The following is a 20,248-nucleotide window of genomic DNA, read 5'->3' on the forward strand; positions in this document are numbered from 1 at the left end:
GCGACCTGTGGCCTGCGGCCTGTGGGCGGGCGGGTCCGGAGGCGGCCGGCCCGTCCCGGGGGCTACGGCCGGAGGCCGCGCAGCAGGATCTCCAGGTAGCGGTCGGTCACGACGCCGTCCTCGTCCTCGCCGCCGCGGATCGCGTGCTGCAGCCCGCACGTCAGCCGGCGCACGTCGTCCGGGACGACGTCGGCGCGGACGACCCCGGCCGCGCGGGCGCGGTCGAGCACGCGCGCCGACAGCGCCTGGAGTTCGCCGGCCAGGGCCAGGGTCTCCGCGCCCCGGCACTCGGGCGTCGACAGGGCCTCGGCGAGTGCGGGGTCGGTGAGCTGGTGGCGCAGGGCGGCGCGCAGCAGGTCGCGCAGGCCGCCCGCGATGTCCGGATCGGCGGCGGCCGCGGCGGCCGCCGCGACGAGTTCCCGGTAGCCGTCCGCCGCCAGCGCCTCCAGCAGCGCCTGGCGGCCGGTGAAGTGCCGGTACACCGTTCCGACGCCGACGCCGGCGTCCTTGGCGATGGCGTTGAGCGGCAGTTCGAGGTCACCGGCGGCGACGCGTGCGCGCGCGGCGGCCAGCATCCGTGCCCGTACGCGGGCGGAGTCGGCACGCATTGTCACACCAAGAGGATAAACCATCCGCTAGCGTGGTACCTTGAAACGGATAATCTATCCCCTAACTCGAACCCGGGACGGCGAACATGGCATTGACCTGGTCCTTCGACGACATCCCCGACCAGAGCGGCCGGACGACACTGATCACCGGCGCGAGCAGCGGACTCGGCCTCGTGGTCGCCGACCGGCTCGCCCGCCGCGGCGCGAGCGTCATCATGGCCGTACGCGACCCCGCCAAGGGCGAGCGCGTCCGCGCCGGCCTGCGGGGCGACATCGAGGTCCGCCAGGTCGACCTGGCCGACCTGGACTCGGTGCGGCGCCTCGCCGACCGCATGCACGCCGACGGACGCCGCATCGACGTGCTGCTCAACAACGCGGGCATCGGCGTACGGACGCCCGCCCCGACACCCCAGGGGTACGAGAACGTCTTCGCCGTCAACCACCTGGGCCCGTTCGCCCTCACCGGCCTGCTGCTGGAGCTGTTCCGCCCGGACCACGACCCGCGCGTGGTCACCGTCGGCTCGAACCTCTACCGCCGCGTGCGCCCCCGCACGGACTTCGAGGACCTCACCGCCGAACGCCCGATCTCCTCCGGCGTCGCCTACGTGAAGTCCAAGACCGCGAACCTGCTCTTCGGCGCCGAGCTGGACCGCAGGCTGCGACGGGCGGGCAGCCCCGTGCGCAGCTTCCTCGCCCACCCGGGCATGGCCTCCACTCCGATGCAGGACAACGCCCGGGGCTTCGCCCAGAAGGCGGTGCTCGCGGTCGTCAAGCCGCTGTTCAGCCGTCCGGCGGAACAGGGCGCGCTGCCGCTGGCGTTCGCCGCCACGAGCCCGGAGGCACGGACCGGGCGCTTCCTCGGCTTCTCCAGCCGCCGCACGGACCCCCGCATCCACTTCGAGGCGCTCGTCCCGCCCGCCGACGACCCCGCCCTGGCCGAGCGCCTCTGGCGGCTGTCCGAGGACGCGACCGGCGTCCGCTACCTGAACGGCGACCTCGCCGGACGCCCCTGACCGCCGGGATCACCCCGTGAGACCCGGGAAAGGCCGATGCGACGCGGCGTCCGCGCCGCACCGGCCCCGGAGAACCGAAAGCCCCGGGAAATCCGGAAGACGTCCCCGGCCGGTCCGGCTCAGGAGGCGCCGACCGCCTTGCCGTGCTCCCCCTCGGCCGCCTCCGCGGCCGCCCTGGTGGCCCGCCGCTTGATGAAAACCGTGGTGGCCAGGCCGAACAGCACCGCCACGGCCAGCCCCACCCAGGAGAAGCCCTTGAGCCACTGCTCGGCGACCCGGCCCACCGAGTAGACCGCGGCGGTGGTGCCGCCCGCCCACACGATCCCGCCCAGCACGTTGGCGATCAGAAACCGCCAGTACGGCATGCGCAGCGCGCCCGCCAGCGGCCCGGCCAGGATGCGCAGCAACGCGATGAACCGGCCGAAGAACACCGTCCACATGCCGTAGCGGTGGAAGTAGTGCGCCGCCCTGGAGATGTGCTCCGGACCGAAGTGCTTGGGGAACCTGCGTCCCAGCCGGTCGAACAGGGGCTGGCCCCCCTTGCGGCCGATGGCGTAGCCGATCGAGTCGCCGACGATCGCCCCGGCACTGGCGCAGACGCCGACCCACACCGGGTCGACGACCCCCTTGGCCGCCAGCAGCGCGGCGCTGACCAAGACGATCTCCCCCGGAAGCGGGATGCCCAGGCTCTCCACCCCGATCACCAGCCCGACGATCAGGCAGACCCACAGCGGCGGAATCGACTGGAGCAACGCGTCGACATGCATGGATGCCACCCTATTGGTCCGATGCCGCGATCTTCGCCATCCGGACCGTCCGGGCACGGCACAGCCGGACGCGCCGGTCAGGGCCTGAAGACAGGCGGGCCGCCCCGGCCGGACGAGCGGAGCCGGGCACGCCGTACCGCACCGCCGTACCCGGATCCCCCGGCACGGATCGCCGGCGCCGGGAGCGTCAGACGGCCCCGCGGATCGCGGTGTGGGCCGCCTCGCGCATCGCGGCGTGCAGCGCCGCGTTGGGCTCCCGCTCGGTGCGGGCCTCCACGATCCGGACCCCCTCCCCTCGCAGCGCCTTGGGCAGCTGCCCCGCCTCGTCCACGAAGGTGTACGGCGTGCCGGTCGCCGCGGCCACGTGCGCCAGATCCACCCCGTGCGCGGTGCCGAAGAGCCGCTCGAACGGCTCGCGCAGCGCGGCCTGGGGCAGCAGCGAGAAGATCCCGCCGCCGTCGTTGTTCACCACGACCAGGCACAGGTCGGGGCGGGGCTCACGGGGCCCCAGGATCAGGCCGTTCTGGTCGTGCAGGAACGTCAGGTCACCTAGCAGCGCGTAGGCGGGGCCGTTGTGGGCCAGCGCCGCGCCGATCGCGCTGGAGACCACGCCGTCGATCCCGGCCGCACCCCGGTTGGCCATGACCCGCAGACCCCGGCGGGGCCGCATCGCCTGGTCCAGGTCACGGATCGGCATGGAGGAGCCGGAGAACAGCAGCGACCCGTTGGGCAGCGCCTCGGCCAGGTCGCGGGCCAGGAGCGGCTCGCTGAACCCGGAGCCGTCCAGCACCTCGTCGACCGCGGCGCGGGCCGCGGCGTCGGCGCGCCGCCAGGAACGCAGCCAGTCGTCGTCGCCCGCCGCGACCGGGATCTCCACCGCCTGCGCCACCTGGGTGGCCGAACGGGTCGGATCCGGCCAGCGGGTCAGGTCGCCGGTGACCACGATGTGCTCGGCGGCCTGCCCCAGCCACCCCAGCAGCGGCCGCGACAGGCTCGGCCGGCCCAGGGTGACCACCACGTCGGGCCGGTGCCCCTCGGTGAACTCCGGGGCGCCGAGCAGGAAGTGGTACGCCGGCATCGCGTGGTCGCCGTAGCGGGCGTTGCCGTGCGGCTCCGACAGCACCGGCCAGCCGGCCATGCCCGCCGCCGCGACGTACCGCCGCACGTTGGCCGCGCCGTCTCCGACGACGAGCACCCCGCGCCGGGTCGGCGGCAGGTGCAGCGCCGACGCCGGGGGCGCCACCCGGGCACGGACCCACGGCCCGGCGGAGCCGCCGCCGTCCAGGGGCTCACACCAGGAGGCGTCGCCGTCGGGGACGAGCGGCTCACGGAAGGGGACGTTCAGATGGACCGGGCCGGGGTCGTAGGGGCCCAGGGCGCGCTGGTAGGCGCGGCAGGCCAGCGAACGCCAGTAGGCGACCTGACCGGGGCGGTTCTCCGGCACGCCGACCTCGCCGAACCAGCGGACCGCCGTGCCGTACATCTTGATCTGGTCGACGGTCTGGCTGGCGCCGGTGTCGCGCAGCTCGGGCGGCCGGTCGGCGGTGAGCACCAGCAGCGGCGCCCCCGACTCGTGCGCCTCGATCACCGCGGGGTGGAAGTTGGCCGCGGCGGTGCCGGAGGTGCAGACCAGCGCCACCGGCCGCTCCCCGCGGCGGGCCAGGCCCACCGCCAGGTAGGACGCCGACCGCTCATCGACGCGCACGTGCAGCCGCAGCCGGCTGTCGGCGTGCACGGCCAGCGCGAGCGGGGTAGAGCGGGAGCCGGGCGCGAGCACCACGTCGGTCAGGCCGCAGCGGGCCAGCTCGTCCACCAGCACGGTCGCGAGCGCGGTGGCCGGGTTCACCGCGCCACCCGCCACGACCCGCGGGCGCGGCGCCCCGCCGTGCCCGCGGCCCGGCCCACCGGGTCCCGCGGCAGCGTCTCCCCCATTACGGCCGGCGCGGGAACTGGCCGAAGTCGGGGCTGCGCTTCTCCTTGAAGGCGTCGCGGCCCTCCTGCGCCTCCTCGCTCATGTAGAACAGCAGGGTGGCGTCCCCGGCGAACTGCTGCATGCCGGCGGCGCCGTCGCTGACGGCGTTCAGCGCGCCCTTGAGCATGCGCAGCGCCAGCGGTGACTTCTCCAGCATCTCCCTGGCCCACTTGACGGTCTCGGTCTCAAGCTCGGCCAGCGGGACGACGGCGTTGACCAGACCCCAGTCCAGGGCGGTCTTCGCGTCGTACTGGCGGCACAGGTACCAGATCTCACGGGCCCGCTTCAGGCCGACGGTCTCGGCCAGCAGCCAGGAGCCGTAGCCGCCGTCGAAGGAGCCGACCTTCGGGCCGGTCTGGCCGAAGACGGCGTTGTCGGCGGCGATGGACAGGTCGCAGCAGACGTGCAGCACGTGGCCGCCGCCGATGGCGTAACCGGCGATCATCGCGATGACCGGCTTGGGGCAGCGGCGGATCTGCACCTGGAGGTCCAGCACGTTCAGCCGGCCGACGTGCGGGGTGGACTTGTCGACGTAGCCGTCGTCGCCGCGGATCTTCTGGTCGCCGCCGGAGCAGAAGGCCCGGTCGCCGGCGCCGGTGAGAATGATCACACCGACCTCGCCGTCCTCCTGGGCGACGTCGAAGGCCCGGCGCAGCTCGAACAGCGTGGTCGGGCGGAAGGCGTTGTGCCGCTCGGGCCGGTTGATCGTGATCTTCGCGATGCCCTCGCCGGTCTCGTAGACGATGTCCTCGTAGTCGCCCGACCGCTTCCAGTCGACCGCGCGCTTCTGGACGCTCTCCGGCAGGGGACGCCCCTCGCCCGCCGCCGCCTCGTTGCCGCCCGGCTCGGCCCGCTCGGTGCTCACGATCGTCTCGCCCCTTCCTCACCGGGGTCTCCCCCGGTCCTCACTCGGCATTCGGCACTAACCTTACGACCGTGACGACCGGACCCGCACACCTGGAGCCCCCTCCCGGGGGGCGGGAACTGCACGCCCTGACGCTGCCCCCCGGCCCCCGGCTGACCGCCGCCGTCGCCACCGCGCTCGGCGGGGACGGCCCCGCGGTCCTGCCCCTGCCGCCCGCCCTGCCCGCCCCCGCGTTGCGGGCGACGCTCACGGCGCTGCGCCCCACCCACCTCGACGGCGCGCCGTACGCCGGCGGCGTCCCGGTGGCGGCGGAGACGGCCGTGGTCATCGCCACCAGCGGTTCCACCGGCGTCCCCAAGGGGGTGCGGCTCACGGCCGCCGCGCTGCGGGCCTCGGCCGCCGCCTCGCTGCGCCGGCTGGGCGCCCGTCCCGGCGAGCGCTGGCTGTGCTGCCTGCCGCCCTCCCACGTGTCGGGCCTGCAGGTGCTGGTGAGGTCGCTGCTCGGCGGGACCGAGCCGATCGTGCACGAGGGCTTCTCCCCGGAGGCGGTGCTGGCCTCCGGGGCCGAGCACGTCTCGCTGGTGCCGACCCAGCTGCGCCGCCTGCTGGCCGCCGACCCGGCCGGTCCGGCGGCCTTCCGGACGATCCTGCTGGGCGGCGCCGCCGCCCCCGCGGCCCTGCTCGCCGACGCCCGCGCCGCCGGCGCCCGCGTCGTCACCACCTACGGCATGAGCGAGACCTGCGGCGGATGTGTCTACGACGGCGAGCCCCTTGACAATGTAGATCTCAAAATCGGCGGCGACGGGCGGATCCGCCTCGCCGGGCCCGTGCTGTTCTCCGGTTACCGCCTGCGCCCCGACCTCACCGCCGCCGCCCGCGACGGCGACTGGTTCCTGACCTCCGACCTCGGCGAGGTGACCGGCGGCCGGCTGCGGGTGCTCGGCCGGGCCGACGACATGATCAACACCGGCGGCGAGAAGGTCGTCGCGGCGCAGGTCGCGGCGGTCGTGGCCGCGCACCCCGCGGTGGCCGACGCCGCGGTCGTCGGCCGCCCCGACCCCGAATGGGGCGAGCGGGTGGTCGCCGTCGTGGTCTCCCCCGCCCCGCCGTCCCTGGCCGAGCTGCGCGACTTCGTCAAGGAGCGCCTTCCGGCCCACGCGGCCCCGGCCGAGCTCGTCGTGCTGCCGGAGATGCCTCTTCTGCCCAACGGGAAGCCGGATCTCACCGCCCTCCGTTATGGTCGTCATCCGGAACCCTGACGGTCCGGCGTCACGGCCGTGGCCCGGAACCGTTACGGGGCGGCGCGCGTCAATAGGGAAGAAACCGGCATCCGCCGGGTGCCCCGGGCGGACATCGGCGGGCCGGTGCGCGTCACCGGAGACGACCGGCACGGCCGATACGGAAGGGACGATAACCATGAGGATCGACCGCAGGACACTGGTCTCGGCGGCGGTCGTCGGCGTGGTCCTGGCCGGCGGCGCGTCCGTCGCGGCGGCCGCCTCGGCGGGCAGGCTCGGCGGCGGCACCGGGCCCGCGAGGACCGGCGAGCCCGTGGAGACCCTGGATCCGGGCGATGTGGCTCCGGCGGATCCCCTGAAGCCGGGCGAGACCGCCCGGCCCCTCCCCTCCCCCACGGAGGCGGCGCCCTCCCCGGAGGACTACGTGGTCTCCCGCCGGGTCAACCCCGACCCGCGCAAGGCCGCGGAGTACTGGACCGAGAGCCGCCTGGAGCAGGCGGAGCCGTTCCCCATGCCCGCGGCCGAGGGCCCGGTGAACGTGACGGAGTAGGCCTGGAGCGGGCCGGGAGGAGGCCGTCGCCTCGCGGGCCGCCGGCCCGCCGACGGGCCTCGATCCGGCCGGGAACGGGCCGCCGTACGGGCGCCCGGGACCGCGCGCCACGACGGGCCGTGAACTGCCCATCATATTTTCCCCGTCAAGTCGGGAACAGAAAGTTCTTGGACGGGGTTATTGGTACTGGTGCGCTGAGCGGCCCCCACGCCGCCCCACCCAATAGACAATCCGTATTGCAGACGACTCCGTGATGGAGGAGGTGTCCTCATGCCCCCAACCGCCGCCGCGACCTCTCCTGAGGCCCCGACGACCCTCGACCAGCTCCTCGACCGAGGGCGAGTCCAGGGTCACCTCTCCCTCGCGGAGCTGCGCCACGCGTTCGCCGAGACAGGGGTCAGCCCGACCGAGGGAAGGGCCATCCTGCGGGAGCTCACCGAGGCGGGCGTCAGCCTGTCGGCCGAGGACGAGCCCACGCTCGCCAAGGCCACGGCCAGGCCCACCCGCAAGACCGGCGCGCGTAAGACCAGGGCGGCGGCGAAGACGACCGCCGAGCCGGCCGCGGATCGCGCGGAGCCGGCGTCCGGGGACGACCCCGAGGCGGCCGCCCCCAGGCCCAGGGTGACCCGCGCCTCGAAGACCACCAGGGCGCCGAAGGGCGTCAGGGCGAAGACCGCCGCCAAGGACACGTCCCAGGCCGGCGCCGGGGAGTCCGACGAGGACGAGTGGACCGCCCCGGACGACGCCGAGCTGGAGGCCGAGGCCGAGCAGGCGCTCGACCTGGACGACCAGTCCTCGGTCATGGGCGACTCGGTGCACACGTACCTCAAGTCCATCGGCCGCCGCACGCTGCTGACCGCCGCCCAGGAGGTCGAGCTGGCCAAGCGGATCGAGGCGGGCCTGTACGCCGAGGCCAAGCTGGAGGCCGAGCCGGGCATGTCCGCCGCCATGCGGGACGATCTGGAGTGGGTCGCCGAGGACGGCCGCCGGGCCAAGGACCACATGCTGGAGGCCAACCTCCGCCTGGTGGTCTCGGTCGCCAAGAAGTACACCGACCGCGGCATGGCCCTGCTGGACGTGGTCCAGGAGGGCAACCTCGGCCTGATCCGCGCGGTGGAGAAGTTCGACTACACCAAGGGCTACAAGTTCTCCACCTACGCCATGTGGTGGATCCGGCAGGCCATCCAGCGCGGTTTCGCCGACTCCGCCCGCACCATCCGCCTGCCGGTGCACGTGCTGGAGATGCTGTCCAAGCTGTCGCGCGTCGAGCGTGACATGCACCAGCGTCTCGGCCGCGAGCCCACCCCCGAGGAGCTGGCGGTGGAGCTGGACAGGTCCCCCGACCAGATCGAGGAGCTGCTGCGCACCAGCCGCCAGCCGATCAGCCTGAACGCCACGATCGGCGAGGACGGCGAGACCACCATCGGCGACCTCATCGAGGACGTCGACTCCCCCGAGGCCTCGGAGGTCGTCGATCGGCAGCTTCTCGGCGAGCAGCTGCGCGGCGTGCTGGGCAACCTCTCCCCCAGGGAGGCGAAGATCATGGCCCTGCGCTTCGGCCTCGTCGACGGCAAGCCCCACACCCTCGACGAGATCGGCAAGCACCTCGGCCTGACCCGTGAGCGCATCCGGCAGCTGGAGAAGGAGTCGCTGTCCAAGCTGCGCCACCCCAGCAACACCCGGCCCCTGCTCGACTGGGCCAGCTGACCGCACGGACCGAAAGACGCCGCCCCCGGATCCTCCGGGGGCGGCGTCTTTCGGTTCTCCGGCTTCGTCCTCGTCGCCGCCCGGGTGCTCCGGCCGCCTCAGGGGGCGGTGTCCAGGAGCCGCTTGGCGAGGTCGGCGATGTGGGACCGCCAGGCGGTGAGGGCCGCAATGCGGGCCCCGGGCAGGTCGTGCGGGCCGGTCTGGGTGACGACGAGGCGGGCGCCGTGGCCGGTGCCGGGCCCGAGCTCCCAGCGGACGGTCCCGGCGGGCCGGTCGCCGCGGTGCCAGCCGTACTCCAGCAGGGCGGGGACGCGGGCCTCGGTGACGGTCCCCGGGGCGAACTCCGGGACGGTGAAGCCGGGCGGCACGGCGTCGCCGGGCGCGGGGACGGCGTCCGGGTGCAGCTCGGCCCAGACCCGTTCGGCCGGGCGGACGAGCTGGCGCTCGAACCGCACCCGCCAGCCCCCGGGAACGTCCTCGCTCGTCCCCTCGTCCAGCCCGAACCTCGCGACCAGCGCCTCGTGCAGGTCGTCGGCGCGGCCCGGCGCGGTGGCGGGCCCGCCGCCGAGGATCTGGGTCAGCGTGCCGGTGCACATCCGCCAGCCCGCGGCGAAGCTGGCCGCGCCGAAGCGGTCGGCGAAGGTGTGGGTGAGGACCAGCAGGCTGCCGTCGCCCCGGGGCCGCACCTCCCAGCGCAGCAGGTCGTCGCCCCAGGTGTAGGCGATGGCCCGTGGCGGGTCGAACTCGGTGACCACGCCGTCCACCGGCGGGTGCCCGCCGCCGAGGTCGAAGCCGATCCTCCCGCCGGCCCGCAGGTCCGCCTCGACACGGGCGGGGAACCACTCGGCGAGGTGCGCGGGGTCGGTGACGGCCCGCCAGACCTTCTCCGGCGGGTGTCCGAGGCGGCGCTCCATCCGCAGGACGGTCCGGTCGCCGTCCGCGGCCAGGGTCTCGCTCACCGGAGATCCCGGGGACTCGGAGAGCTCCGAGGACTCCGGGGATGTGGGGGGCGTCCAGGGTGTCTGGGATTCGTTCACGGGGACTCCTTCGGGCGGTGCTCGCCGTCCTCGTCCGGCATCGCGTCGAGGTGGCCTTCCAGCGCGTCCAGACGACCGGCCCACAGCCGCCGGTACGGCGCGAGCCAGGCGTCGAGCTCGCTCAGCGGCTCGGGTCGCAGCTCGTACCACCGGCGCTGGGCGTCCCTGCGCACCGTCACCAGTCCGGCCTCCCGCAGCACCCGCAGGTGCTTGGAGGTGCCCGGCTGGGTCAGGCCCAGCTCATCGGTCAGCTCCCCCACCAGTCGGGGGCGCTCCAGGAGCAGGTCGAGGATGCGGCGCCGGACGGGTTCGGCGAGCACGTCGAGTGGTGATGACACCTCCTCAACATACTCTTTCAGCTATATAACCGCAATGGAATTAAAGGGTTTCCCGGAACGACCCGGCACACGAAGGCACCCGCCGCGGAGAACGCGACGGGTGCGGGAGGCGGCGGGCCGTACCGGGGAACGGACGGCCTTCGCAGGGCCGTACGGCCGCACGGGAGACGGGCGGCCGCACGCACGACGCCCGGCCGCACGGAAGGAGGCCGGGCGCGCGGGCGTCAGCCCACCCAGCCGGCCGGCCGGGGGACGCGGATGAGACCGGTGAGGCGGTTGCGCTCGCGCAGGGTGCGCAACCGGTTGACCTCGTCGGTCCACACGGAGCCCTTGGGGGTCGCCTTGGCCTTGCGGCGGCGGATCCGGTCGTCGTAGGCCCGGACGCCGAACGTCGCCCGCTGGTTGGCCTCGGCGGCCCGCAGCGCCTCGGTGAGCGCCATGTCGAAGGAACGGGCCGCGACCCGCAGCTCCTCGGTGGAGGCCCCGGCGGCCTGGACGCGCCGCAGCTCGGCCTCGGCGGCCCGCGCCTTCCCCAGGAGCTCGGGGAAGCTCTTCCCGACCTCCTGGTCAGCGTGGTAGCGAACCTCCGCCTCCCGGCTCACGCCCGGTCGGAAAAACGCCATCGTCTGCCCTCTCTCTACCGCCGGGCGTTCCCCGGCTGATCACGGCTCGTAGCCTACGCGGTTCACGTCCGCCCCACACATCCAGGGACCGGCGTCACGGCGCGCCTGCCTTTACGCAGTAAGGTCACGGCTGGCAGGATGGCCGCCATGCCAGCGAAACGACCGCCCATTCCCCTGTCCCGCGAACGCATCATCGACGCCGCCCTGCACATCGCCGACACCCAGGGCCTGCGGCGGCTGACGATGCGCCGGCTGGGGGACGCCCTGCAGGTGGAGGCTATGGCCATCTACCACCACCTGCCCCGCGGCAAGGACGCCCTCATGGACGCCCTGGCCGAGCACGTCACCGCCGTCCACGTGGACCCCTCCCCCGACTGGCGCGAGGGCGCCCGGCAGTGGTGCCGGACGAGCCGGGCCCTGCTGCGGGAGCATCCGGGGGTGCTGGCGCTGGCGCTCACCAGGCCCCCCAAGGGGCGGGCGGCGATGGCGCTGCGCGAGCAGACCGACCAGCTCGCCGAAGCGGGGCTGCCGGACGCGCCGCGAGCCGTCCGGGCGCTGCGCGCCTACGTCTTCGGGGCGGTGGCGGTGGAGGTGCAGCAGTCGGGCTGGGCCGAGCCGATGGGCGAGGACGACGAGCCCTGGCGCCCGCCGTCGGCGGGGGGAGGCGACCCGGCGTCCGACGCCGACTTCGAGACCGGTCTGGAGGCGCTCCTGACCGGGCTGGCCGCCCGCTGACGCCGCCCGGCCGGAGACGCGCGGCCGGGCGGAAGGACGGCGTGCACGTCCGGCCACCGGGCCCGGTCACCGCCCTCCGGACGGCCGGGGACGAAGACCGTGTCAAGGCGGCGTCAAGGCGGCACGGCGCCCGCAGGCCGTTCCGTCTCCCGGGCGGCCCGGGGATTTTACCCGGCATCGGGCGTGTCGAGGTTGGCCGGGTATCTTCCTATAAGGCATGCTGTGTCATAGAACACACCCTCAACATGCTGGCGGGGCCCACTCCTGTTCAGGGTGCAAACAGTCCTAACGGGCTATGTCGCCTGGGGCGTGCGGATCGCACACTTGATCTGCCTGATGTGCGCACCTCAGCGCCGAGACGCGCACGACCATACATGTCCACCAGAAGCTCGCCCCGCATGCGCGGGGATCGGGCCCGACGCCGGTCGCCCGGCGGAACGGTCCCGGCGAGCCGAAGAGAGAGATCCGGAGGCACGCCGATGTGCCCGCATGAGCCGTCCTGTCCGTCCGCCGACGCGCAGAACCGCGAGGCCGCCCGCACGCTGGCCTCGCACCCCGAGCAGGGCTGGTCCCTGCTGTGCAACGGTGTGGTGCTGTTCGAGGACACCGGCGAGCTCCTTCCCGACGGCGCCGTCATCGAGCCGCATCGGCCGCTGGCCGGGGTGTCCTGATCGTCCGGGCTCCCGCATCGGGAGTCACACCGGGGCCGGCCGCATCCTCGCGCCGAGCCACTCCGCGACGACCTCGCCCACCCGGCCGGGATCCTTCCTGAACTCGTGCCCCTCACCCGGCAGCACCACCAGCCGGGCGGTGTCGGCCGCCTCCGGCACACCGAACGGGTCGCGGTCGCCGCTGACCGCGAGGACGTCCACCCCGGCGGCACGCAGCTCCTCCGCGCGGGAGCGTTCCGGCCTGCCCGGCGGGTGCAGGGGGAACGCCAGCGCGACGACCGCCTCGGCCCCGGCCTGCCGCGCCGTACGACAGGCGACCCGGGCGCCGTTGCTCCGCCCGCCCTGCACGAGCGGCAGGCCCGGATGACGGGCGCGGAGCGCGGCCACCAGCGCCGTCCACGCCTCGTCCTGCTTGACGGCCGAACCCGGCGCGCGGCCGCCCCGCACCCGGAACGGCTGCGTCACCCGGACGACCAGGCCGCCGATCGGCGTCACGGCGTCCCGTACGGCCAGCAGGTCGGGAGCCTCCACCCCGCCGCCCGCGCCGTGCGTGAGCACCAGCAGGAAGCGCGGACGGGCGACCTCGCCGATCTCGGCCAGGGCCGGGCCGTGCGGGGTCGGGATCTCCAGGGCGGTCGCTTGACGCGGGGACACAGATGTCGTCCTAAAGGCCGATCCCGGGAGCCGGGATCAGGTAGAGAATCAGGGTGTGCAGGAGCATCACGATATCCGACAGGACATGCGCGCCACCCTGGAGGCCCGCCGCGATCTGGGCCCCGAGTACGAGGCCGCGCTGGTGGAGTCTTTCGTCGACCGGATCGACGCCACCATCACCGCCCGCGTCCGGGCCGAGCTACGCGCCGCGGACGCCGGCCCTCAACCTCCCGGGAACCGGCGCAGGGGCGACGGCTCGGTGTCGATCGCACTGGGCTCCCTGGGCATCGGCGTCCCGCTGACCGCGATCGCCGCGGGCGAGGCGGGGACGGCGGGCCTGCTGCTCGCCTGGGGCGGCATCATCGCGGTGAACCTCGCCCACGCCCTGGGCCGCCGCCGCCCCCACACCTGACCTATATATCGCGGTCGTGACGGAGGCGGACCTCGTCGGCGAGGTCGGCGTCGCCGTCCAGGCCGTAGCGCCACACCCGCTCGGCGTCCTCGTCGCGGCCGCGGAGCGGGAGCGTGCGGGCCAGCAGCTCGATGGCCAGCGCGCCGGTCTCCACGTCGCCCTCCTCCTCGACGGCGGCGGCGAACTCCGCGCACGCCAGGTCGAGGTGCGCCATGCCGAGCAGCACCCGCAGCCGGGCGGCGTCTGCGACGTCGGGTACGGCCAGCGCGGTGAGGACCGCGTCGGCGGCCTGCCCCGCCTCACCCTCCTGGAGGAAGAACTCCGCCAGCCGCTGGGCCGCCCGGGAGGCGATCTCCGGGTCCCCGGTGGCCAGGGCGGCGCGCAGCGCCTCCTCGGCCTCCTCCTCCCCCGTGGCCAGCCGGGCCAGGGCCATGTGCGCCAACGGCACGTAGGCCGGGTTGCCGATGCCCAGGGCGGCCTGCCAGGCGGCCCGTGCCTGGTCCGGCAGCTCCTCGCGCTCGAAGCTGCGGGCGAGCAGGCAGGCGGCCTGGGCGGCGAACTCCGGATGCCCGGTCGCCAGCGCGGTGCGCGCGGCCGATCGGGCGCCGGCCACGTCGCCGCGTTCCTCCAGCACCACCGCGAGTCCCACCGCCGCCTGGGCGCGATCGGGCCCCGCGGAGTCGGCGGCGAGATCCGCGAAGATCGCCGCAGCGGCGTCCAGGTCGCCGTCCTCGGCCAGTCTGCGGGCCGTTTCCAAGGGACGCGTGTCCACCTCTGGCATGCGGGGTCCTCTCCGGGTGAGGGAAACGCCCCGAGCCTAACGACTCGGGGCGCCCCGCGGTGTTCATTGCGATGCTTCGCTTCGCAATGAGCATGCTCGGGGGCGCCGGTGTCTGGACTGAGGAACGCAGCCGCGAAGCGGCGGAGCGACGAGGGAAGACACCGGCTCAAGAGCCCCCGAGCCGCGACACGCAGTGTCGCAATGAGCAGGTCAGTCCTCGTAGGCCGACAGCGGCGGGCAGGAGCACACCAGGTTGCGGTCGCCGTAGGCCTGGTCGACGCGGCGGACCGGCGACCAGTACTTGTCCTCGCGCAGCGACGACACCGGGTAGGCCGCCTCAACCCTGCCGTAGGGGTGGTCCCAGTCGTCGGTGACCAGGCAGTCGGCGGTGTGCGGGGCGTTGCGCAGCGGGTTGTCCTTCTTGTCGTACTCGCCGGAGGCGACCTTGGCGATCTCGCCGCGGATCGCGATCATGGCGTCGCAGAATCGGTCGAGCTCGGCCAGGTCCTCGCTCTCGGTGGGCTCGATCATCAGCGTGCCGGCCACCGGGAAGGACATCGTCGGCGCGTGGAAGCCGTAGTCGATGAGGCGCTTGGCCACGTCGTCCACGGTCACACCGGTCTCCTTGGTGATCTGGCGCAGGTCCACGATGCACTCGTGGGCAACCAGGCCCTCGCGGCCGGTGTAGAGGACCGGGTAGTGCGGTGCCAGGCGGCGGGCGAGGTAGTTGGCCGACAGGATGGCCTGCTCGGTGGCCGCCCGGAGCCCCTCGGCGCCCATCATCCGGATGTAGGCCCAGGAGATCGGCAGGATGCCCGCCGAGCCGTACGGCGCGGCCGAGACCGGGCCGACCGGCGAGCCGTCGCGCAGCGGGTGCCCGGGGAGGTACTCGGCGAGGTGGGCGCGGACCGCGACGGGCCCGACGCCGGGACCGCCGCCGCCGTGCGGGATGCAGAAGGTCTTGTGCAGGTTCAGGTGGGAGACGTCCGCCCCGAACTCGCCCGGCTTGGCCAGGCCGACCAGCGCGTTGAGGTTGGCGCCGTCGACGTAGACCTGGCCGCCGGCCTCGTGCACCAGCTCGCAGATCCGGGTGATGCCCTCCTCGTAGACGCCGTGCGTGGACGGGTAGGTCACCATGATCGCAGCGAGCCGGTCGCGGTTCTTCTCGATCTTGGCGGCGAGGTCGCCGAGGTCGACGTTGCCGTCGTCGTCGCAGGCCACCACGACGACCCGCATGCCGGCCATGACGGCGCTGGCGGCGTTGGTCCCGTGCGCGGAGGAGGGGATGAGGCAGACGTCGCGGCCGGATTCGCCGCGCGCCCGGTGGTAGGCGCGGATGGCGAGCAGGCCGGCGAACTCGCCCTGGGAACCGGCGTTGGGCTGGATCGACACGGCGTCGTAGCCGGTGACCTCGGCGAGCCAGCCCTCCAGCTGCCCGATCAGCTCGGTGTAGCCGGTGCCCTGCTCGGCGGGGGCGTAGGGGTGCAGGCCGGCGAACTCCGGCCAGGTGATCGGCTCCATCTCGGTGGTCGCGTTGAGCTTCATGGTGCACGAGCCCAGCGGGATCATCGACCGGTCGAGTGCGATGTCCCTGTCCTGCAGCCTGCGCAGGTAGCGGAGCATGGCGGTCTCGGAGCGGTGGCTGTGGAAGACCGGGTGGGTCAGGAAGTCGCTCGTCCGGGTCAGGGTTGCGGGCAGCGCGTCGTGGGCGGAGGCGTCCAGGTCGGCCAGGACCGCGCCGCCGGCGCCGAAGGCGGCCAGCACCCGCTCGATGTGCGGCAGCTCGGTCCTCTCGTCGCAGGAGACGCCGACGTGGTCGTCGTCGGCGAGCCGCAGGTTGACTCCGTTGTCGCGGGCCGCGGCGACGACCTCGGCGGCCCGGCCCGGGACGCGGGCCAGCACGGTGTCGAAGAAGGCGTCGTGGACGACCTCGACGCCGCCCTGGCGCAGGCCCTCGGCGAGGACGACGGCGTGGCGGTGGACGCGGCGGCCGATCCTGCGCAGCCCCTCGGGGCCGTGGTAGACGGCGTACATCCCGGCGATCACCGCGAGCAGCACCTGCGCGGTGCAGATGTTGCTCGTGGCCTTCTCCCGGCGGATGTGCTGCTCGCGGGTCTGGAGCGCGAGGCGGTAGGCGGGGCGGCCGTCGGCGTCCTGGGAGACGCCCACCAGGCGGCCGGGCATCTGCCGCTGCAGGCCGTCGCGGACCGCCATGTAGGCGGCGTGCGGGCCGCCGAAGCCCATCGGCACACCGAACCGCTGGGTGGAGCCGACCGCGATGTCGGCGCCCATCTCACCGGGGGCGGTCAGCACGGTGAGGGCCAGCAGGTCGGCGGCGGCGACGACCTGGGCGCCGCGGGCGTGGGCGGCGTCGGCGACGGAGCGGAAGTCCCTGATCCGGCCGCTCGCGCCCGGGTACTGCACGAGCACGCCGAAGCAGTCGGGCAGCTCGGCGGTGAAGTCGCTCTCGACCAGCTCGATGCCGAGCGGCTCGGCGCGGGTGGCGAGCACGGCCTTGGTCTGCGGCAGGGCGTCGGCGTCGACGACGAACACGTTGGAGGCGGCCTTGCCGGCGCGGCGGGCCAGGGTCATCGCCTCGGCGACGGCGGTGGCCTCGTCGAGCAGGGAGGCCCCGGCGACGTCGAGGGCGGTCAGGTCGGCCACGACCGTCTGGAAGTTGAGCAGGGCCTCCAGGCGGCCCTGGGAGATCTCCGGCTGGTAGGGCGTGTAGGCGGTGTACCAGCCCGGGTTCTCCAGGAGATTGCGGCGGATGACGGCCGGGGTGATCGTGTCGTGGTAACCCAGGCCGATCATCGAGGTGAGCACGGTGTTGCGGGAGGCGAGGGCGCGCAGCTCGGCGATGGCCTCCGGCTCGCTCGCCGCCGGAGGGAGGTCGAGCCGGTCGGCGATACGGATCGCCTCCGGCACGGCCACCGCGAGGAGGTCGGCGGCGGAGGCGAAGCCGACCGTCTCCAGCATGCGGGCCTGGTCTGCGTCGGCCGGGCCGATGTGACGGGTGGAGAAAGGCGGGGAGCTGAGCTCACCGAGCGGTGACAGGTCGGTCATGGAAAGCCTCCCGAGGCTGGTGGAGACCGGCGCTGAGCGCGGGCGTATGCCGGGTCTCCCCCTCTGTCATCTCCACCTGAGAGCTTCACCTTCCCCGCCGGGGAGGGCTTTCACCGTCGGTGAGACACGCCTGGCGGGCGCACCTGCTTTCCAGAGTCGCCTCGTCCGTGCGGTACAGGGTGCCTGAGAGATTCCGGGGAGGTTTGCTCCTTCGGCGCCCCGGTCGAGCCGGGGTCTCTCCCGCACGGTGTCTGCGGCCAGACCAACTTTACCCGGTTCGCCGGGCTCTGCGACGGCGGGCCAGCTCATCCGCCTGATGATCTCCTAAAGGGCTGTGGGACGCCTCCGCCCGCTCGCCGGGCAGATCGGCCAGGGAACCCTCCACCTCCTGCCAGACGCGGCCCAGCGCGATGCCGAAGACGCCCTGGCCGCCCTGGAGGAGGTCGATGACCTCGTCGGGCGAGGTGCACTCGTAGACGCTCACGCCGTCGCTCATCAGGGTGATCTGGGCGAGGTCGCTGACCCCGCGGTCACGGAGGTGCTGTACGGCGATGCGGATCTGCTGGAGGGAGACGCCGGTGTCGAGGAGGCGTTTGACGACTTTGAGGACGAGGATGTCGCGGAAGCCGTACAGTCGCTGGGAACCTGAGCCCTGGGCGGCCCTGACCGTGGGCTCGACGAGCCCGGTGCGGGCCCAGTAGTCGAGCTGGCGGTAGGTGATGTCGGCGGCGGCGCAGGCGGTGGGGCCGCGGTAACCGACGTCGGCGGGCGGGCTCACCGGCGCCCCGTCGAACAGCAGACCCTCTTCGCCCGCGCGCTGACAGGCCTCCCCGCGCCGTTTCGGGTCATCCTGATCGGCGTTTCTACCCTCGCCGCTGCTGACCGCCACGCGGACCTCCGGCTTTCTCTCATCCCGCGGCCTGATCTGGGGGTTTACGCGCGGCCCCGGGGTTCACTTGCACCGTAGGCTCGGGGCCAAGCCCAGTCAACGACCCCACCCGGCGCGTCGTGAAGCGTAAATGCACCGAAATACCTACCCCGCGCGACCGAAGTCCTCGGGCGTGATTGTGTCAAGGAACTCCCTGAACTTCTCCACCTCGTCCTCCTGGTCATCGGGGATGATCACCCCGGCCTCGGCGACCACGTCCTCGCTGGCGAAGATGCGGGCTCCGGTGCGCAACGCGAGGGCGATCGAGTCCGACGGGCGGGCGCTGACCTCCGTCCCGTTGGAGAACACGAGATCGGCGAAGAAGATGCCGTCCCGGAGGGCGACGATGTTGACGGTGGTCAACTGGACGTCCAAGGCGTCGAGCACGTCGCGGAAGAGGTCATGGGTGAGCGGCCGCGGTGGCGGCTCGTCGGCCTGGGCCATGGCGATCGCCGTGGCCTCGGTCATGCCGATCCAGATCGGCAGATAGCGCTCCCCATGTGCCTCCTTGAGCAGAACAATGGGCTGGTTGGAAGGCATCTCAACCCGAACGCCCACGACCTCCATCTGCAACACGGGCTGCTCCATCTTCGCTGGATTTCGACCGGTTCGTTCAACGTAACATCCGGGGGACTTCGGCCGTCCGGCCAGGGCTCACCGGCCCAGGGCCCCTCGAACGCCGGAACGCAGCAACGAGGCGTGTAATTCCAGCAGGAGCCCGGATATCTCCCGGGCCGTCTCATCGGCCTCGGCGATCGCTCCGGGGCCGCGGCGGCGCAGCAGGGGGGCGATGGCCTGCTCCACCAGGCCGGCCTCGCGCTCGGCGGCGGCCTTGACCGCCCGCAGGTGGCGGGCGTGCAGGCCGAAGGCGGCCAGGGCGCCGACGCTGCGGGCCACCGCCAGGGCCTCGGCGTCGTAGTGGCGGGCCACGGCCTCCACCAGGCCGAAGTCCTCCAGCTCGGTCAGGGCCTCCTCGGAGAGCGAGGCGGCGGTCAGCAGCTCCGCGCGGGTGAGGCGGACCTCCCTGACCGGCTCGTCGGGCAGGGCCCGGGGCGGGGCGACCGGCCGCTCCTCGCGGTCGGCCGCCTCCAGCCGGTCCTTGATCACGCGCAACGGGAGGTAGCGGTCACGCTGCTCGCTGAGGATGTAGCGGAGCCGCTCGACGTCGGAGTAGGTGAACTTGCGGTAGCCGGAGGGGCTGCGCTCCGGCTCGATCAGCCCCTCGCCCTCCAGGAAGCGAATCTTGGAGATGCTGACGTCGGGGAACTCGCCCTGCAGCAGGGCGAGCACCTCCCCGATGCTCATGTGCGCACGAGCGGCCTGCGAGCTCATCATCCTCCAGAGGCGCCGCGGGTGAGGAAGACCAGCCGGAACTTGCCGATCTGTACCTCGTCCCCGCCGTAGAGCGGCACCTCCTCGATCCGCTCACGGTTGACGTAGGTGCCGTTCAGGCTGCCGACGTCACGGACGGTGAACATGCCGCCGCCGCGCCGGTAGAACTCCACGTGACGGCGCGAGACGGTGATGTCGTCCAGGAAGATGTCGCTCTCGGGGTGACGCCCCACGGTGGTCAGGTCGCTGTCCAGCAGGAAGCGGCTGCCGGCGTTGGGACCGCGCATGGCGACCAGCAGGGCCGTGCCCGGGGGCAACTGCTCGACGGCCTGCCGCTCGGCGAGAAGCGTCTCTCCGGTCTCCGCCTCGTACGCCTCGATCCCGGAGAGGGAGATGGTGGACGTGCTGTCTCCGGGTGACTCGTACTTGGTCAGCGGCGAACCGCATTGGGAGCAGAAACGGGCGTCCTCAGGGTTGGGGTGCCCGCACTGCGTGCAGTAGACGCTCGGCATCGATCGGCTCGGCCTCCTACCGCGAAGACGCGGCAACGGTGCTCAGGGATGCGCGCCTCGCTTCTTCGCTTCTCAAGTATTTTCTCTGACTGCGAATGCCGCAACATACACCAATGAGACGCAAAGATCAAGGCCGACGCTCGACCGCGGGTTCGGTCGGGACAAAGTTACCGCCGGGTGGCACTCCCGGTCCATGCCGCCGCGCCGAAGTTCTCACGGCGACGCTGGCGCGTCGCGGCTCGCGGGCTCTTGATCCGGTGTCTTCCCTCGTCACTCCGCCGCTCCGCTCCTCCGCTCCTCAGTCCAGACACCGGCGCCCCCGAGCAGGCTCATGGCGACGCTGCGCGTCGCGGCTCGCGGGCTCTTGATCCGGTGTCTTCCCTCGTCACTCCGCCGCTCCGCTCCTCCGCTCCTCAGTCCAGACACCGGCGCCCCCGAG

21 protein-coding genes and 1 riboswitch are annotated in these 20,248 nt (G+C 73.3%); of the genes, 7 read left to right on the top strand and 14 right to left on the bottom strand.

All coding sequences use genetic code 11. The annotated features are described in order from the left end of the window. Nucleotides 1–62: 62 nt before the first annotated feature. Nucleotides 63–608 carry a TetR/AcrR family transcriptional regulator gene (locus ACZ6W9_RS11320; RefSeq protein ID WP_362944764.1) on the bottom strand — a complete coding sequence of 182 codons (546 nt, stop codon included), beginning with the start codon at nt 606–608 and terminating at the stop codon, nt 63–65. Nucleotides 609–694: 86 nt separating this feature from the next. Between ACZ6W9_RS11320 and ACZ6W9_RS11325 the strand changes: the two genes are divergently transcribed. After that, nucleotides 695–1,621 (top strand): SDR family NAD(P)-dependent oxidoreductase, encoded by a 927-nt coding sequence (locus ACZ6W9_RS11325; protein ID WP_389967689.1) that lies wholly within the window; start codon nt 695–697, stop codon nt 1,619–1,621. 119 nt (nt 1,622–1,740) lie between these two features. Here the strand turns inward: ACZ6W9_RS11325 and ACZ6W9_RS11330 are convergent, their stop codons facing one another. The 3 genes from ACZ6W9_RS11330 to menB all read right to left on the bottom strand — a co-directional run bounded on the left by ACZ6W9_RS11330 (nt 1,741) and on the right by menB (nt 5,165). Next, the gene (locus ACZ6W9_RS11330; protein ID WP_389967687.1) at nt 1,741–2,388 is read right to left on the bottom strand and encodes a DedA family protein; all 648 of its coding nucleotides are present in this window, start codon (nt 2,386–2,388) and stop codon (nt 1,741–1,743) included. Between the two features lie 187 nt (nt 2,389–2,575). Next, nucleotides 2,576–4,234 carry a 2-succinyl-5-enolpyruvyl-6-hydroxy-3-cyclohexene-1-carboxylic-acid synthase gene (gene menD / locus ACZ6W9_RS11335; protein ID WP_389967685.1) on the bottom strand — a complete coding sequence of 553 codons (1,659 nt, stop codon included), beginning with the start codon at nt 4,232–4,234 and terminating at the stop codon, nt 2,576–2,578. Between the two features lie 85 nt (nt 4,235–4,319). Continuing rightward, complete coding sequence (gene menB, locus ACZ6W9_RS11340; protein WP_362944758.1) at nt 4,320–5,165, bottom strand: 1,4-dihydroxy-2-naphthoyl-CoA synthase; 846 nt, start codon at nt 5,163–5,165, stop codon at nt 4,320–4,322. Between the two features lie 131 nt (nt 5,166–5,296). Between menB and ACZ6W9_RS11345 the strand changes: the two genes are divergently transcribed. From ACZ6W9_RS11345 to ACZ6W9_RS11355, 3 genes are all read left to right on the top strand, one after another. Next, on the top strand, nt 5,297–6,484 hold the full coding sequence (locus ACZ6W9_RS11345) for an AMP-binding protein (RefSeq protein ID WP_470117506.1): 1,188 nt from the start codon (nt 5,297–5,299) through the stop codon (nt 6,482–6,484). 157 nt (nt 6,485–6,641) lie between these two features. Continuing rightward, nucleotides 6,642–7,013: a hypothetical protein gene (locus ACZ6W9_RS11350; RefSeq protein ID WP_389967681.1), complete on the top strand. Its 372-nt coding sequence runs from the start codon at nt 6,642–6,644 to the stop codon at nt 7,011–7,013. Nucleotides 7,014–7,283: 270 nt separating this feature from the next. Next, nucleotides 7,284–8,720 carry an RNA polymerase sigma factor gene (locus ACZ6W9_RS11355; protein WP_389967679.1) on the top strand — a complete coding sequence of 479 codons (1,437 nt, stop codon included), beginning with the start codon at nt 7,284–7,286 and terminating at the stop codon, nt 8,718–8,720. A gap of 98 nt (nt 8,721–8,818) precedes the next feature. Here ACZ6W9_RS11355 and ACZ6W9_RS11360 read toward each other — a convergent pair whose 3' ends face one another. From ACZ6W9_RS11360 to ACZ6W9_RS11370, 3 genes are all read right to left on the bottom strand, one after another. Then, nucleotides 8,819–9,679, bottom strand: coding sequence for an SRPBCC family protein (locus ACZ6W9_RS11360; protein WP_470117508.1), 861 nt, complete (start codon nt 9,677–9,679; stop codon nt 8,819–8,821). Between the two features lie 74 nt (nt 9,680–9,753). Continuing rightward, nucleotides 9,754–10,095, bottom strand: coding sequence for an ArsR/SmtB family transcription factor (locus tag ACZ6W9_RS11365; protein WP_362944683.1), 342 nt, complete (start codon nt 10,093–10,095; stop codon nt 9,754–9,756). A 224-nt stretch (nt 10,096–10,319) separates the two neighbouring features. Then, complete coding sequence (locus tag ACZ6W9_RS11370) at nt 10,320–10,718, bottom strand: hypothetical protein (RefSeq protein ID WP_362944681.1); 399 nt, start codon at nt 10,716–10,718, stop codon at nt 10,320–10,322. 147 nt (nt 10,719–10,865) lie between these two features. Here ACZ6W9_RS11370 and ACZ6W9_RS11375 point away from each other — a divergent pair, with 147 nt between their 5' ends. Together ACZ6W9_RS11375 and ACZ6W9_RS11380 are read left to right on the top strand one after the other, a co-directional pair. Then, a complete protein-coding gene (locus ACZ6W9_RS11375) occupies nt 10,866–11,453 on the top strand; it encodes a TetR/AcrR family transcriptional regulator C-terminal domain-containing protein (protein ID WP_389967674.1) in 588 nt (195 codons plus the stop codon). A 479-nt stretch (nt 11,454–11,932) separates the two neighbouring features. Next, nucleotides 11,933–12,124 (top strand): DUF5999 family protein, encoded by a 192-nt coding sequence (locus tag ACZ6W9_RS11380; protein WP_179823793.1) that lies wholly within the window; start codon nt 11,933–11,935, stop codon nt 12,122–12,124. Between the two features lie 24 nt (nt 12,125–12,148). On the opposite strand, the gene ACZ6W9_RS11385 is transcribed toward ACZ6W9_RS11380, so the two are convergent. Further along, the gene (locus ACZ6W9_RS11385) at nt 12,149–12,754 is read right to left on the bottom strand and encodes an alpha/beta hydrolase family protein (protein ID WP_362944754.1); all 606 of its coding nucleotides are present in this window, start codon (nt 12,752–12,754) and stop codon (nt 12,149–12,151) included. A gap of 109 nt (nt 12,755–12,863) precedes the next feature. Between ACZ6W9_RS11385 and ACZ6W9_RS11390 the strand changes: the two genes are divergently transcribed. After that, nucleotides 12,864–13,190: a hypothetical protein gene (locus tag ACZ6W9_RS11390; protein WP_389967672.1), complete on the top strand. Its 327-nt coding sequence runs from the start codon at nt 12,864–12,866 to the stop codon at nt 13,188–13,190. Between the two features lies 1 nt (nt 13,191). On the opposite strand, the gene ACZ6W9_RS11395 is transcribed toward ACZ6W9_RS11390, so the two are convergent. From ACZ6W9_RS11395 to ACZ6W9_RS11420, 6 genes are all read right to left on the bottom strand, one after another. Continuing rightward, a complete protein-coding gene (locus ACZ6W9_RS11395) occupies nt 13,192–13,971 on the bottom strand; it encodes a tetratricopeptide repeat protein (RefSeq protein ID WP_389967670.1) in 780 nt (259 codons plus the stop codon). A 210-nt stretch (nt 13,972–14,181) separates the two neighbouring features. Further along, nucleotides 14,182–17,037 (bottom strand): aminomethyl-transferring glycine dehydrogenase, encoded by a 2,856-nt coding sequence (gcvP, locus tag ACZ6W9_RS11400; RefSeq protein ID WP_389967668.1) that lies wholly within the window; start codon nt 17,035–17,037, stop codon nt 14,182–14,184. 160 nt (nt 17,038–17,197) lie between these two features. Further along, a riboswitch (glycine riboswitch) is annotated at nt 17,198–17,290 on the bottom strand. Between the two features lie 15 nt (nt 17,291–17,305). Beyond that, nucleotides 17,306–17,926, bottom strand: a complete 621-nt coding sequence (locus tag ACZ6W9_RS11405) for a MerR family transcriptional regulator (RefSeq protein WP_389967666.1) — start codon at nt 17,924–17,926, stop codon at nt 17,306–17,308. 144 nt (nt 17,927–18,070) lie between these two features. Next, nucleotides 18,071–18,541 carry a bifunctional nuclease family protein gene (locus tag ACZ6W9_RS11410; RefSeq protein ID WP_362946398.1) on the bottom strand — a complete coding sequence of 157 codons (471 nt, stop codon included), beginning with the start codon at nt 18,539–18,541 and terminating at the stop codon, nt 18,071–18,073. 78 nt (nt 18,542–18,619) lie between these two features. Continuing rightward, the gene (gene ftsR / locus ACZ6W9_RS11415; protein WP_470117513.1) at nt 18,620–19,270 is read right to left on the bottom strand and encodes a transcriptional regulator FtsR; all 651 of its coding nucleotides are present in this window, start codon (nt 19,268–19,270) and stop codon (nt 18,620–18,622) included. 26 nt (nt 19,271–19,296) lie between these two features. Beyond that, the gene (locus ACZ6W9_RS11420) at nt 19,297–19,809 is read right to left on the bottom strand and encodes an FHA domain-containing protein (protein ID WP_362946393.1); all 513 of its coding nucleotides are present in this window, start codon (nt 19,807–19,809) and stop codon (nt 19,297–19,299) included. Nucleotides 19,810–20,248 lie beyond the last annotated feature (439 nt).

This window comes from Streptosporangium sp. NPDC053982 (genome assembly GCF_055585205.1).